The organism is Salinibacterium sp. NK8237 (assembly GCF_015864955.1).
Lineage (GTDB): Bacteria > Actinomycetota > Actinomycetes > Actinomycetales > Microbacteriaceae > Rhodoglobus.
Map to the genome: position 1 here is coordinate 1,368,863 of NZ_JADYWE010000001.1, position 13,882 is coordinate 1,382,744.

Annotated in this window: 14 protein-coding genes and 1 tRNA gene; 6 read left to right on the plus strand and 9 right to left on the minus strand. The window is 61.0% G+C overall.

All coding sequences use genetic code 11. The annotated features are described in order from the left end of the window. Positions 1–100 precede the first annotated feature (100 nt). Positions 101–190, minus strand: a tRNA-Ser gene (locus I6E56_RS06645). Positions 191–226: 36 nt separating this feature from the next. After that, positions 227–781 carry a hypothetical protein gene (locus tag I6E56_RS06650; RefSeq protein ID WP_197136875.1) on the minus strand — a complete coding sequence of 185 codons (555 nt, stop codon included), beginning with the start codon at positions 779–781 and terminating at the stop codon, positions 227–229. 226 nt (positions 782–1,007) lie between these two features. On the opposite strand from I6E56_RS06650, the gene I6E56_RS06655 reads away from it, so the two are divergent. Genes I6E56_RS06655 through radA form a run of 4 tightly spaced genes read left to right on the plus strand, consistent with a single transcriptional unit; the run spans position 1,008 to position 4,734 of the window. Beyond that, complete coding sequence (locus tag I6E56_RS06655) at positions 1,008–2,663, plus strand: FAD-dependent oxidoreductase (RefSeq protein ID WP_197136876.1); 1,656 nt, start codon at positions 1,008–1,010, stop codon at positions 2,661–2,663. A gap of 49 nt (positions 2,664–2,712) precedes the next feature. Continuing rightward, positions 2,713–3,015, plus strand: a complete 303-nt coding sequence (locus I6E56_RS06660; RefSeq protein ID WP_197136877.1) for a rhodanese-like domain-containing protein — start codon at positions 2,713–2,715, stop codon at positions 3,013–3,015. Between the two features lie 2 nt (positions 3,016–3,017). Continuing rightward, positions 3,018–3,347, plus strand: a complete 330-nt coding sequence (locus I6E56_RS06665; protein WP_197136878.1) for a metal-sensitive transcriptional regulator — start codon at positions 3,018–3,020, stop codon at positions 3,345–3,347. Positions 3,348–3,378: 31 nt separating this feature from the next. Next, positions 3,379–4,734 (plus strand): DNA repair protein RadA, encoded by a 1,356-nt coding sequence (gene radA / locus I6E56_RS06670; RefSeq protein ID WP_197136879.1) that lies wholly within the window; start codon positions 3,379–3,381, stop codon positions 4,732–4,734. 93 nt (positions 4,735–4,827) lie between these two features. Here radA and I6E56_RS06675 read toward each other — a convergent pair whose 3' ends face one another. The 6 genes from I6E56_RS06675 to I6E56_RS06700 form a co-directional block, all read right to left on the minus strand. Further along, a complete protein-coding gene (locus I6E56_RS06675) occupies positions 4,828–5,949 on the minus strand; it encodes a DUF2510 domain-containing protein (protein ID WP_307842796.1) in 1,122 nt (373 codons plus the stop codon). Between the two features lie 185 nt (positions 5,950–6,134). Continuing rightward, entirely contained in the window at positions 6,135–6,575 is a 441-nt protein-coding gene (locus I6E56_RS06680; RefSeq protein ID WP_197136880.1) for an SseB family protein, read from the minus strand. A 12-nt stretch (positions 6,576–6,587) separates the two neighbouring features. After that, complete coding sequence (locus I6E56_RS06685) at positions 6,588–7,214, minus strand: hypothetical protein (RefSeq protein WP_231606263.1); 627 nt, start codon at positions 7,212–7,214, stop codon at positions 6,588–6,590. Positions 7,215–7,240: 26 nt separating this feature from the next. Beyond that, positions 7,241–7,744: an amino-acid N-acetyltransferase gene (locus I6E56_RS06690; protein WP_197136882.1), complete on the minus strand. Its 504-nt coding sequence runs from the start codon at positions 7,742–7,744 to the stop codon at positions 7,241–7,243. Positions 7,745–7,921: 177 nt separating this feature from the next. Further along, positions 7,922–10,399: an ATP-dependent Clp protease ATP-binding subunit gene (locus I6E56_RS06695; protein WP_197136883.1), complete on the minus strand. Its 2,478-nt coding sequence runs from the start codon at positions 10,397–10,399 to the stop codon at positions 7,922–7,924. 167 nt (positions 10,400–10,566) lie between these two features. Continuing rightward, positions 10,567–11,682: a hypothetical protein gene (locus tag I6E56_RS06700; RefSeq protein ID WP_197136884.1), complete on the minus strand. Its 1,116-nt coding sequence runs from the start codon at positions 11,680–11,682 to the stop codon at positions 10,567–10,569. A gap of 145 nt (positions 11,683–11,827) precedes the next feature. Between I6E56_RS06700 and I6E56_RS06705 the strand changes: the two genes are divergently transcribed. Continuing rightward, entirely contained in the window at positions 11,828–12,487 is a 660-nt protein-coding gene (locus I6E56_RS06705; RefSeq protein WP_197136885.1) for a hypothetical protein, read from the plus strand. Next, positions 12,487–12,720 carry a helix-turn-helix transcriptional regulator gene (locus I6E56_RS06710; protein ID WP_197136886.1) on the plus strand — a complete coding sequence of 78 codons (234 nt, stop codon included), beginning with the start codon at positions 12,487–12,489 and terminating at the stop codon, positions 12,718–12,720. The genes I6E56_RS06705 and I6E56_RS06710 overlap by 1 nt, the downstream gene beginning before the upstream one ends. A gap of 12 nt (positions 12,721–12,732) precedes the next feature. On the opposite strand, the gene I6E56_RS06715 is transcribed toward I6E56_RS06710, so the two are convergent. After that, positions 12,733–13,806 (minus strand): hypothetical protein, encoded by a 1,074-nt coding sequence (locus tag I6E56_RS06715; protein ID WP_197136887.1) that lies wholly within the window; start codon positions 13,804–13,806, stop codon positions 12,733–12,735. Between the last annotated feature and the right edge of the window lie 76 nt (positions 13,807–13,882).

Below are 13,882 nucleotides of genomic sequence, written 5' to 3' on the forward strand. Positions count from 1 at the left end.
GCAGGCACACCAAGGAAGCCCGGAACCGGGCTGGCCCGACACTCAGACCATCGATCCGCGCACGAAAAAGCCCCACATCACAAGGATGCGGGGCTTTTGCTGGCGGTACCGGTGGGATTTGAACCCACGGTGCGCTTTCACGCACACAACTTTTCGAGAGTTGCACCTTCGGCCGCTCGGACACGGTACCGGGAGAGAGTTTAGTACAGATATCGACGGCGTGCGTTCACGGGTTCCGGCGCATCCAATCGAGGCAGTGCACGAGCAGGGCGCTCGCCACGCAGAATGCGCCAGCGATGATGCACAGCGGTGACGCAGTTTGGGCGAGGTTGAACAACTGCCAGCTGTTTTCGTCGATCGTTCCGCGACCATAAAGTCCCTTGAACGACCACCACAGCCCTCCGACTCCGCTTGCCATGAGGACACCACCAACCGACCACAGAACGTAGATCCAGGGATTGCGAGCGAGACTTGTTGGCGTGCTCGTGACTTCCGGGCCCTCGACGACAGCCGCGCCATCCAGATACTGCGTCTGGGGCGTCGTGGGATCGGAGACGGGCATGGGTGCGACTGCGGATGGGGGTGCAGAGAGTGACGGGCCGCGTTCATCACGCGCGACCTGCGGCGGTGCCGGGGCTACGGAGGTAGCGACGGGCTGGCGGTAACTATCAACTGTCCGTGCGGTGCGAGTGCTCTCTTCTCTCGGGCCACCCTCACCTGCCGCATAACCCCGTTGAAAAACGGGGTCGAATCGGGGGTCAATGCTTTTGTCTGTCGCCACGGTGCTCCCTTGTTCGCCCTCTCATCGTAGGCAGAAAGCATCCAAAAGTCGCGCTTTCCTCATCAATCAATTATCCGGAGCGCTGTTCCGCTCGCGGCGCTGTTCCGCTCGCGGCGCTGTTCCGCTCGCGGCGCTGTTCCGCTACCGGCACTGATCCGCTCGAGGCACTGTTCCGCTCGGGGAGAACACCCACCTGAGCCCATACCCCCCTAGGTATGCTGGGTTGATGAGCTCTTCCCCCACGCACCGCACACGCCGCATCCTCGTTATCGGTGGAGTCGCCGCCGGAATGTCCTTCGCCACGCGCATGCGTCGTCGCGATGAGCACGCCGAGATCGTCATCTTTGAACGCAGCGGTCACGTGTCGTTCGCCAACTGCGGGCTTGCGTACTATCTCGGCGGTGTCATCACCGACCGCGACGAGCTGCTGCTGCAGACTCCCGCAGGCCTCGGCAGCCGCTTCGGCCTCGACGTGCGCGTCAACCACAACGTCACCGCCATCGACCCGACCCAACGCAGCATCACCGTGCACAACCACGTCGACGACACCATCAGCACCGAAAGCTACGACGAGCTCGTGATCGCGACCGGCGCGAGCGCAGTCATTCCTGCCATCCCTGGCAGTGAGCGGATGCTCGTGCTGCGCAATATCGAAGACGTCGACCTGCTCCAGTCCTCCCTCGACGCCCTCGACCCGGCGACCGCGAACGTTGTCGTTTTGGGTGCCGGCTACATCGGCATCGAGATGGCCGAAAATCTTGCCAAGCGCGGCCTCAAGGTCACTCTCGCGCAACGCCCCGCGCATGTGCTCGGAACCTTCGACGCCGAAATGGTCACCCCGATCGAAGCCCACCTTCGCGAGAACGGCGTTGCCCTCCACCTCGCGACGGAAGCGATCGCGATGGATGACACCTCCGTCCAGCTCAGCGACGGCTCCAGCGTTGCCGCAGACCTCGTCGTCGCGGCTGTTGGTGTGCGACCCGACAACGGGCTCGCCGTGCACGCTGGCCTCGCTACCGGGCCAACGGGCGGCATCCGGGTCAGTGCTGGGTATCAGACCAGCGCACCCCACATCTATGCGATCGGCGACGTCGCCGAGAAGGTCGGGGCGATCAGCGGCGAGCACGAACTCGTTGCGCTTGCGGGGCCAGCCAACCGTGACGGCCGCTACCTTGCCGACACGCTCGCCGGGGATCACGTGCACTCGAAGCCCGCACTCGGCACCGCCATTGTCGGCGTTTTCGATCTCACCGCCGCCAGCCTCGGTTCGACCGAGCGCGCGCTGCGTGCTGCCGGTCGCGACATTCGCGTGATCCACACCCACCCGGTGTCTCACGCTGGCTATTACCCCGGCGCCCAGTCGCTGTCACTCAAGCTCATCGTCGACGCCGCCACCGATCTCATCCTCGGCGCCCAAGCCGTCGGGCGCGAAGGTGTCGACAAGCGAATGGATGTGATTGCGACCGCCACGAGCGTCGGCCTCACTGCAAGTGCTCTCGCCGACCTCGAGCTCTCCTATGCGCCGCAGTATGGCTCAGCCAAAGACCCCATCAACCACCTCGGCTACGTCGCCAAAAACCTGCGAGACAACCTCAGCGCCTCGATTCAGTGGCACGAGATCGATGCCGAACTGGAGGCGGGCACGCTGCTGGTGGATGTTCGCACCCCCGCCGAATTCGAAAGCGGCGCCATCCCGCACGCCGTCAACATTCCGCTCGACGATTTGCGCAGCCGCTTCGGCGAGCTCGACGACCGCCGCGTGATCGTGCACTGCCAGGTCGGACAGCGCGGCCACACCGCCGTGCGCATCCTCACCCAGCACGGAATCGACGCCGTCAATCTCGATGGCGGCTACCGCACATGGCTCGCGGCCAACGCCTAATCAACCACTCGCTCATATTCAGCTGACCACTTCACCCCAAGGAATCCCCATGAACACCGTTACACCTCAGACCCTCTCCGAACTCACCAACCCCGTCGTCGTTGACGTGCGCGAACCCGGCGAATACGTTTCGGGGCATGCGCCTGCGGCCGCGAGTATTCCGCTCGGGGAACTCGTTGCTCGTGTCGAAGAACTCGACCGTGACGAGACCGTCTACGTCATCTGCGAGAGCGGTGGACGCAGCGCTCAGGCCGTCGAATGGCTCAACACTCAAGGCTTCGACGCTGTCAACGTCGAGGGCGGAACTTCCGCCTGGCGTACTGCCGGCCTGCCCGTCACGAAAGGCAACTAGTCATGACCGCCTCTGAAGTTGCTACCTCTGAAGTCGCCACCTCCGCGGATGCCGCTACCGGGCACGACCCCGAAGCCATGCGCAAGGTCATGAACCGCCTCAAGCGCGCCGAAGGTCAGCTGCACGCCCTCATCCAGTCGATGGGAGCCGACTCGAACTGCAAAGACGTTGTCACGCAACTCGCTGCCGTCAGCAAGGCACTCGATCGCGCCGGTTTCATGATCATCGCGAACGCCCTGCAATCATGCTCGACGGATGATGCGGATGGCGAGGGCAACCACGATGGAATGTCCCATGCTGACATCGAGAAGCTCTTCCTCACTCTCGCCTAACAGTGTCGGTCGTGCCGCCTAGGGTTGAAGCATGGCCCGAGCTGTAAGTAATTTTCGCTGCACTGAGTGCGGCTGGACGAGCATTAAATGGGTGGGCCGCTGCGGCGAATGCCAGCAGTGGGGCACCGTGACGGATGCTGGCGCAGCAACAGGCATCACCAAGCGCGTGGCCACCGTTGCCGTCTCTAACACGAGCGGCGCACGCTCCATCACCGAGATCGGTGCCGAGTCCGTTGCGCACTGGCCGAGCGGCATCGCCGAGTTCGACCGCGTGCTCGGCGGCGGCGTCGTGCCCGGCGCTGCCATTCTGTTGAGCGGCGAACCCGGCGTCGGCAAGTCAACGCTGCTACTCGAGGTGGCGTCGCGGGCTGCGGCATCCGGTCAGCGTGTTCTGTATGTCACGGCCGAAGAGTCGGTGAGCCAAGTTCGCTTGCGCGCCGAACGCACCAACGCCCTGCACCCGTCGCTGTTCTTGGCCGCCGAGACCGATCTCGGCACGATCCTCGGTCAGATCGATCACGTCAAGCCACAACTAGTGATCGTCGACTCCGTGCAAACGGTCGCCTCTGCCGCAACCGAGGGCATCGCGGGCGGGCCGTCGCAAGTGCGCGAAGTTGCGTCCACTCTCATCCGGGTCAGCAAAGACCAGAACCTGCCCATCCTCCTTGTGGGTCACGTCACTAAAGACGGCACCATTGCGGGCCCACGCCTGCTCGAACACCTCGTGGATGTCGTGCTCCAGTTCGAAGGCGACCGCCAGACGGCGCTGCGCTTTGTCCGCGCCCACAAGAACCGTTTTGGCTCCACCGAAGAAGTCGGTTGCTTCGAGATGACCGGCGAAGGCATCGCCGAGGTTTCCGACCCCAGCGGCCTCTTCCTTTCCCACGCCCGCCAACCCGTGAGTGGCACGTGCGTCACGATCGCCCTCGAAGGTCGGCGTGCTCTGCCCGTTGAGGTGCAGGCGCTGATCGTGAAATCTCAGGCTCCCCAACCGCGCCGCGTCGTCAACGGCGTCGATGCCTCACGAGTGGCCATGCTGCTCGCGGTGCTTGAGCGGCGAGCGGGAATCCCTCTGTCTACCTTCGATGTGTACGTGTCGACCGTGGGCGGCATCCGCGTCACGGAGCCCGGCGCCGACCTCGCGATCGCGCTCGCCATCGCCAGCGCGTATAAGGACAAAGCGTTCTCCGCCACCATGGCCGTCGTCGGCGAGATCAGTCTGGCTGGCGAGATTCGACCGGCATCATCCGCGAAGCAGCGACTGGCAGAAGCAGCACGCCTCGGTTTCGACACCATCATCGATGCCGACGCTGCCCACGTGCGTGAAGCCCTCCGCCTGGCCTTTGCTGGCGCGACCGACGAGCGCGTGCAGATCCCCGAGTTCTAACCACTCGGTTTCGCGCAACTCCCCCGAGAACGAAGCAACGGCGGCTCATCCGAAGATGAGCCGCCGTTGCACTGCTAGGTGGTGAAATGTTGGCTAGCCGAACAGGGTCCAGAGACCCCAGTCCTCTACGCGCCAGCTGATCCAGCCGTTCTCACGCTGCAAGCTGACCAGAATCGAATCGCTCTCACCGCTTGCTGGCTTCACTGCGCGACACGTGAACGTGTCACCGATGAGGACCGGCGGAGTAGAGGGGCACGAAAGCTGAATGTCCGCTCCGAGAGTTGCGGCTTGAGCCTGAATCGAATTTTCAATCTGGTTGCTGAAGGTCTGCGGGATCAAGGAGATGAGCAGTCCGGGAAGAATCAACATTCCGATAACCAGCGACATCATCGAGCCAGTCCAGGTCGCGATTGGTGCGATGCCCTTACCGGTCTCTTTCATGGTGCGAAGGCCGCGAATCACGAGGTAAACAGGTGCAGTGAGGAATGCCCACGCTGCGCTTGCAGGTTCTTCGTGTCCCCACACCTGCAAGAGCAGGTTGTCGTAGGCAGCAAGGCCGAGCACAACAATATAAGGAGCAATCCAGACGACAAGGAGCAGCGGCAAGTTGCTGCCAAGGCCTGCGCCCGCAATCAAGAACATGCTGGTCAAAAGTTGAATCACCGGCAGGATCGCGATGAGCCACACAGCCGCGTTGTAGGTGCGGTGTTGGCGAATCTCGCGCTCAGGCGCAGCTTCTTCTTCGGCGTACGAGCTGAGAGTGGATGCACCGGGCATCGAGTTCGCGTGAGCATTAGCCGACTTCGGCAGCAGCATCGGCTCATCGGCCTGCTGCGCGTCGTCAATGGGTGCCTCGAGTTCACGCAGGGTCATCGCGAGAAGCGGCTGAGCGCTTAGCTCGTCGTGAACCGGAGCAGTCTCGGGCTCGGGCTCGCTGCGCGTCTCCGTTGTGAGGAAGTCGTCGGTGTCGTGGCGTTCGCGATCGCGCTGTTCACGCCGCGACGGAAGCTCATCGACATCATCGTCATAGTCGTCGTCGGCGAACGCAAGCTTCGTCGTCGGCTGCACAACAATAGGGGCACGTGCATCTGAGGTGTGCTCGGTCCAGGCCTGGGCATCCCACCAGCGCAACTGGGGCAAGCCCAGTGGATCTGGGTACCATCCGGCTGGCACACCGAAACTGTTGTCTTCCACGTTGAACAGAGTAACCGTCACAGAGTCGGGATAGAAAGACCTGTTTATAACATTGATGTCGGCGTGAGTCTGGATGTAACCCTAAAGAGTGCCGAAAATGGCCTTAAATGGTCTATTTTCGACCATTTGTCCCCTGAACTGGGTCAGACGCCCGATTTCTCCTGAAGGGCAAAAATCTTTCCACAGGGCGTCAGAGAGAGGGCTACCTAGGAAAGGGTGAGGGCATCGAGAATGTCATCGGGCTCTGCTTGCATCGCGTGGGGGCCAGCGACGTCGAACCAGACCGACTCCAGAACGCCTCGATTGGTCTCCAAAAAGGTGCGCAAGTCATCCGCGCGATAGGCGACGACCTGATGGTCGGTCTCCTCGGGCAGCATCGCAACGTATGCCTCGACCGACGAGAACAGCAACAGCATGTACTTGTCAGCTTCTCCGCGACGAAAGACACGCACTTGCGCTTCGTTCTCGTTCGACGCGCTGCCGTCAGAGGCGGCGCCGTCACTGGCAGTATCCGTGAGCAGCGGCACCATCACGCGGTCGTTACGCAGCGCCAGAGCCACTGCTACCGGGTCGCCAGCTTCCAGAGCTTGAGCGAGCAAGGGCGAGCTGAAGTCGGCACTCTGCGCCGAGGAGGATGAAGAATCCATAACCAATCCGGGTTAGTTCAAAATGAACTGTTTGGTGCTCTCCGACGTGATGTCGCCAACAGAGACCTCGAGGTGATAGCTGGCACCGTCCGCAGTGACAACGGGGCGGTCTGACTCGCATGTGTCTGTGGCCGACCGGGTGCGGTCCCACTCAATTGAGCTCGACTGCACGGAGACGCCAGGCTGCAACGTAATGGTGGCCGGCTCGCCTTCGGTCTGACAGTGCTGCGAGTTCCAGATTTCGTCACTGCCGCTGGTAACCACGAACTGTTGGATGTCGCTTCCGGCTTCGACAACACAGGGTTCCGTCATCGTGCTCTTGATTGAGAATGACAGCTGCGGGTTCTGGTCCTCGCTGTAGCTCGAATCATCGGTGATTGCTTCGAGCGTGAGCTTGGCCGGATCGCAGATGAGCGAGCCAGACGCATCAGTGGCAGCTGGCGTGCTGGATTCCGCGGCCGAGGGATCCGTTTCAGATGCCGATGGCGAGGTGGTTGCGGTATCCGACGAGGCTTTAGGTCCGAAGACAATCAGAAGAATGATGGCGATCACGGCAAGGAGTCCTAGCCCGACGATCAAGCGTCGGCGCCAATAGACGCTGCTTGACTGCGGGCCGACAGGCTTCCTAAACGTCGACATACCGCAAGGCTAAACGTCTGAGGCCGCTAAAGACGCTTCAGCATGCGCGTGTTGCCGAGGGTATTGGGTTTTACACGGGAAAGATCAAGGAATTCGGCGATACCTTCGTCGGGCGAGAGCGCCAGCTGTGCAAACACCGTGGGATCCACGAGATCTTCTTCGACTGGCTCGAAGCCGTGCCGGGCAAAGAACGCGGTCTCAAACGTGAGACAAAACAGGCGCTCGAGGCCGAGCGTCTTGGCGTCCCGCTCGATCTGGTCGAGCAACGCATGGCCGACACCGGTGCCCAACCATTCGGATGCGACAGCAAGCGTTCGCACCTCGGCAAGGTCGTGCCACATCACGTGCAGAGCACCGCATCCGATGACCTCGCCGTCAGCCGATACCGCAACGCGAAACTCTTGCACCGCTTCGTAGAACACCACGAGATCTTTGCCGAGCAGGATGCGCTGATTCACGAGCGGCTCCACGAGCCTCTGGATGACCCGTACGTCGGATGTCGTCGCCGGGCGGATAGTGAATGTGGTCACGCGCTAACGCTACAGCTCAGGGCCGCGCACACCCCGCACTCGCGTGCGGGTTTCGCCGAACGTCCGCCGACCGTCTGCTGGTCGGCTGCTGACCACGTTGGGCGTGCGCGTTAACGACGAAGTGGCTGGGCCGACACCTCGCGGTGCGGCCCAGCCACTTATCGTCTGCGGTGAGGTTTAGGCCTCGACCTCAGCCGGCTCCTTTTCGGGGAGACCGGGCTGGCGGCTTGTGACGAACACGAACTTGTTGTCAACGAAGTCAACGTGAACGTGGTCGCCCGCGTTGAGTTCACCGTGAAGGATCTTCTCGCTGAGCGCGTCTTCGACTTCGTGCTGCACTGCGCGGCGAAGCGGTCGTGCACCGAGGGTGGGGTCGAACCCAACTTCGATGAGACGCTCCTTGGCAGGAACAGTGATCTCGACGGTGAGGTCGCGATCCATCATGCGCTCAGAGAGACGCTTGATGAAGAGGTCAACAATCTGCAACAGTTCTGGCTTGCTCAGCTGAGGGAAGACGATGGTCTCGTCAACACGGTTGAGGAACTCAGGCTTGAAGTGCTTCTTGAGTTCTTCAACAACCTTGCCGCGCATGCGGTCGTAGCTTGTTGCCGAGTCACCTTCCACCTGGAAGCCCATGGGGCCAGCGGTGATGTCCTTCGTGCCGAGGTTGGTGGTCATGATGATGACGGTGTTCTTGAAGTCCACCACGCGACCCTGGCCATCGGTCAAGCGACCCTCTTCGAGGATCTGCAGGAGCGAGTTGAAGATATCGGGGTGAGCCTTCTCGATCTCGTCGAACAGCACAACGCTGAACGGCTTGCGGCGCACCTTCTCGGTGAGCTGGCCACCCTCTTCGAATCCTACGAATCCGGGAGGGGCACCAAACAGTCGCGAAACGGTGTGCTTCTCGCCGTATTCACTCATGTCGAGCGAGATCATGGCCGACTCATCGTCGAATAGGAACTCGGCAAGAGCCTTCGCGAGCTCGGTCTTACCCACACCGGTCGGACCGGCGAAGATGAACGAACCACTCGGACGGTTGGGGTCCTTGAGGCCTGCACGCGTGCGGCGGATGGTCTTGGAGAGAACCGAGATGGCTTCTTCTTGACCAATGACGCGCATGTGGAGCGCCTTCTCCATGAAGATAAGGCGGCTGGACTCTTCTTCGGTGAGCTTGAAGACGGGGATGCCGGTTGCTGCTGCCAGAACTTCGGCAATCAGACCTTCATCCACGATTCCGCTCGCGCCGACGTCGCCAGACTTCCACTGCTTCTCGAGGCGCAGGCGCTCTCCGAGCAGCTTCTTCTCTTCGTCGCGCAGGCTAGCGGCCTTCTCGAAGTCTTGATCCTCGATAGCGCCTTCCTTACGCGAGCGAACGTCGGCGATCTTGTCGTCGAATTCGCGCAGCTCAGGAGGTGCCGACAGGATCGACAGACGCAGACGCGCGCCAGCTTCGTCGAGCAGGTCGATGGCCTTGTCTGGCAGGAAACGGTCGGCGACGTAACGGTCGGCGAGGTTCGCTGCGGCAACAATGGCACCGTCGGTGATGGATACCTTGTGGAACGACTCGTACTTGTCGCGCAGTCCCTTGAGGATGTTGATGGTGTGCGGCAGGTTAGGTTCGTGCACCTGCACGGACTGGAAGCGGCGCTCAAGCGCGGCATCCTTCTCAAAGTGCTTGCGGTATTCGTCGAGGGTCGTCGCACCAATGGTCTGGAGCTCGCCACGAGCCAGAAGCGGCTTGAGGATGGAGGCTGCATCGATGGCACCTTCAGCAGCGCCGGCACCGACGAGGCTGTGGATCTCGTCGATGAAGACGATGATGTCTCCGCGGGTGCGGATCTCCTTGGTTACCTTCTTGAGGCGCTCTTCGAAGTCACCGCGGTAACGGCTACCGGCGATGAGGCTTCCGAGGTCGAGTGAGTAGAGCTGCTTGTCTTTCAGCGTCTCGGGAACGTCGCCAGCAACGATCGCATTGGCGAGGCCTTCAACAACAGCAGTCTTACCGACACCGGGTTCACCGATGAGTACGGGGTTGTTCTTGGTGCGGCGGGAGAGGATCTGCATAACGCGTTCCATCTCCTTCTCGCGACCAATAACGGGGTCGAGCTTGCCATCGCGAGCCGCCTGAGTGAGGTTGCGGCCGAACTGGTCAAGAACCTGCGATCCCTTGTCGGGCGCAGACTCGTTGCCACCAACGGCAACCGCCTCTTTGCCCTGGAAGCTACCGAGGAGCTGGATGACCTGCTGGCGAACCTTGTTGAGGTCAGCGCCGAGCTTCACGAGCACCTGAGCGGCAACGCCTTCACCCTCGCGGATGAGGCCCAACAGGATGTGCTCGGTGCCGATGTAGTTGTGGCCGAGCTGCAGCGCTTCGCGCAGGCTCAGTTCAAGTACCTTCTTGGCACGCGGCGTAAAGGGGATGTGGCCGGTCGGCTGCTGCTGACCCTGGCCAATAATGTCTTGCACTTGCTCGCGCACGGAGTCGAGCGAAATACCCAAAGACTCAAGCGCCTTTGCGGCAACGCCTTCACCCTCGTGGATGAGGCCAAGCAAAATGTGCTCTGTGCCGATGTAGTTGTGGTTGAGCATCTTGGCCTCTTCTTGGGCCAAAACGACTACACGACGGGCGCGGTCGGTAAATCTCTCAAACATCTCTTCACTCCTTAGATACCGCTACAGATTCGGTACCGATGTAAAGAGACTAACCAGAGAAATCACGAAATAGGCCCCTGTTCGCCCTAGGCGTGACTGTGCACGGCTAGCGCTAAGAAACGCGCAGACCAGCTCCCGACGTTCAGCGCGAAGGCGTGGGCTAGCGGCTAGTAGTAGTCGGGGGCGCAGAACCCGGGAGCGATGTCTTCCACCGACGCAACGCCGCTCACGGACAGTGCATCGAAGAGTAATTGGTCGTCTGCGGTCTGCTCGATCGTTCCGTCACACGGAGAGACATGAAATTGAAATTCGCGTTCGAAAGAGAAGTACCGAAAATCAAACCCGGTCAGAGTGGTGGCGCCGGCTGCAGCAGCCACGATCGCTGGCCAGTCCTCCTTTCGATATTCAGCAGAGAAGATCGAGACATCCCGGCCCTGCACTACCGTGTCGTCATCCGTCCAGCGCACCGTCGCACCCTCCGGCGAATACTCCGGGAGGTCTTCACCGAGGTCGTACCAGGAGTGCTGCTGCAGCGGATAAATCTGGCCGATCTCCTCGAGGAGCTCAATAACTTCCCTCGGCGGAAGTGGACCGTTGACATTTAACCCAGGCAGCGACCACGCTTCGTGGCCGCTGTTGCCGACAGCGGAGAACAAGTTGCCGTCGCTCGCCTGAATCGGAACAATCGCAGCAAGAGCGTCGTAGTTGTCAATGAAGTGGGAGATCGTGTCTTGCGAAGGCGCTCCGTCGGGCGCTGAGACTATTCGCGAATAGAAACCGTCATCGTGACCACTGGGCAAGAGGATCATGTTGAGCTCGATACCGGCCGCCTCCTCAAGCGCTTGCCAGTAGGTGAAGTTGTCGGCAACCACAGCCGCATCAAGGCCGAGGTTTGCCACCCGAAAACGTCCAGCAGCATCCCCCGCTAGTCGAATGGTGAACGCCGCAGGCAGCCCAGGTTCGCTGTCATGGCCGGATGCACCATTCATCGTTGCGGCAATGGCTCGCGTCTGTTCCGATGCAAAGCCTTCGCTCACATCGACTTGGACCATGACGGCGCTCTCCCACAGCTCGCTCGATATCGCAGTGGCAGACACTTCACCAATGCCCGCAATCTGCCGCACGCTCGCGATGCTCTCCACGAGAAGCTGTTGTTGCGAAGGGGTGAGTTCGTCGATGGGGAGTCCGCTCTCTCCATCACCGAAAGGCGTGCAGCCTCCCAGCGCCGGCGCAAGCAAAGCGGCCGCCACAATGGCGCCCATGACCCGCCGCTGAAAATTCATGACTCAACCTTACGTTTCGTCTGCCCGCAATGAGCGCAGATCGAGAGAGCCCGTCATGAGGCGCACAAGTGGCCCTTGCGTGCCATATCGATAAGCATTATGTTAACGATTATCGTTAGTATCGATAAACGTTGGGAAGCTGATCATGAAGAAATCAACAGACGCGGCCAAGCGTCTCGAAGTTCTCGACGGACGCGGGCTCCGTGCAATCACTTTCGGCGCGCTCCTCGTCGGAATCGCGAGCTTCATCCTGCTGATAGCTCGGTCGGTGCACCTGCTCACCGCCAACGAAATTACTGTTGACGGACTTGAAATCGCAAACTCCCGCTCCCCAGAATTCGCCGACGGAATTGCCGCCATCAGCAAAGCTGAGTACGAGTCCGTGTCGCTGGTGATCGAAGGTCTCCCGGCCGGAATCCGCGTGCTCCTGGTGTCGCAGGAGACCGTAGGCTCGATGCTCGGCATTGGGCTCTCTCTCATTGTGTTTGTGCTCGGCACGAAGCTCCTAAAGAAGCGGCCCTTTGCCCGCTCCGCCACGTGGTCAGCCCTTACAGCGAGCGTGCTGGTGATGGCAGTCGGAATGTTATCGCCCCTGCTTCAGGGCATCGCGAACGCGGAAATCGTCCAGTTTCTGGGAGACGCCGTGCTCGCACGTGGCGACACCGGTATCGGTGAAGAAGGCTTGCTTATCTTCGGCGTACTCATCGACTTCGCTCCCCTCGCCTGGGGACTCGCCCTCGGCGTCGTCGCCGCCGCATTCGAATTCGGCGAGCGCCTCCAGCGCGACACCGACGGACTCGTCTGATGGCGCCTGCGGACGAGAACGACGCCACCGGCATCCACTGTCGGCTTGATGAACTGCTCGAGCAACGGGGGATGACGCTCACACGGCTGAGCGAAATTGTGGGCGTGAGCGTCGTGAACCTGTCGATTCTGAAGAACGACCGGGCCCGCGCCATCCGATTCTCGACGCTGTTTGCGGTGTGCGAAGCTCTCGAATGTGAAGTTGGCGAGCTTCTCGTGGCTGCTGAACGCTAAGCAACGCAGCGGCTAATTCGGGAAGCACGCGCCAGGGCCCGCACCCTCAAACAGCTTCGCGCCGGAGGCTGCGACATCTTCGAAGAAGAGGTCATCGTCGGCGGTGACCACTACCGAATCGTTGCAGGCAGACGTGTGCATCCAGAAAACCCGATCGCTCATGGCGAATTGAAAGTTGACTCCCTCAATTTCGCTCGTGCGAGTCGCAGCCCGAATGGCGTTGCTGCGCGATTCATCGGTGTATTCGTTGCTGGAAACGATGACCGATGTTAGACCGTAGTCCGCGCCAGGTGGCCCCCAACCAACTTGGAACCCTTGCGGAAAGTCCGCATCGCCACTGACGGCATCCGACTCCACCTGGTAATAGAAAAGCGGCATGATCGTGCGCAGATCGCTCACGAGCTCGACGAACCTCAGTGGCGCAAGCTCCCCCACCGATTGGATGCCCGCAAGCTGCCAGTAATTCTGGCGATCATCCTCGACAAGCTCCACCTCTTGGAGAGCGCCGTAGTTCGCAATCGCGCGATCAGTTGCCTCCTCGAAATCTGCCTGATCCGGAATCGCGATCGACCGAACCCCCAGCGTCCAGCCATCGCCCGGAAGAATTTCAAGCCATAGCTCGGTGTCGACCGCTGCTGACGCGGCCCGCCAGAATTCGAAGTTCTCAACAAAGCTCTCATTCGATTCCGGAACCTCCCAGAGGTCGAATTTTCCTGTGGCGTCGCCCGTGAGAGTCAGACTGAAGTGGGGCTCAACCGCCACCCGTTCGATCGCGGTATAGCCGTCACGAAACTGTTCCGAGAGCTGGCCTAATTGAGCACCGTCGATGGTCGACGTAGCGATCACGCTGACCCTGCCAATGTTCCCGAGATAAGCGTCGGCTTGGAGCTCGTACGACGCCGCTTCCACCCCATCAAGACTCTCGAGTTCGGCAACTGTCGCGGCGAGCACAGCATGAGCGAGCACATCACCCCCTGCTGAAGCAACTACGTCAGAAGCGTGATCGACGAGCGAGCAACCGCTCACAACGAGGGAAAGAGCTACGGCGCCTGAGATGAATGCGGGCAGGCGTCGAGAACTTGTCATGATTGAAGAGTACTTTTGCGTCCGCAATTCAGCCTGCCCCCGAAAGGGTTGCTCCGGGCCGCATAGCCAAAGTTAA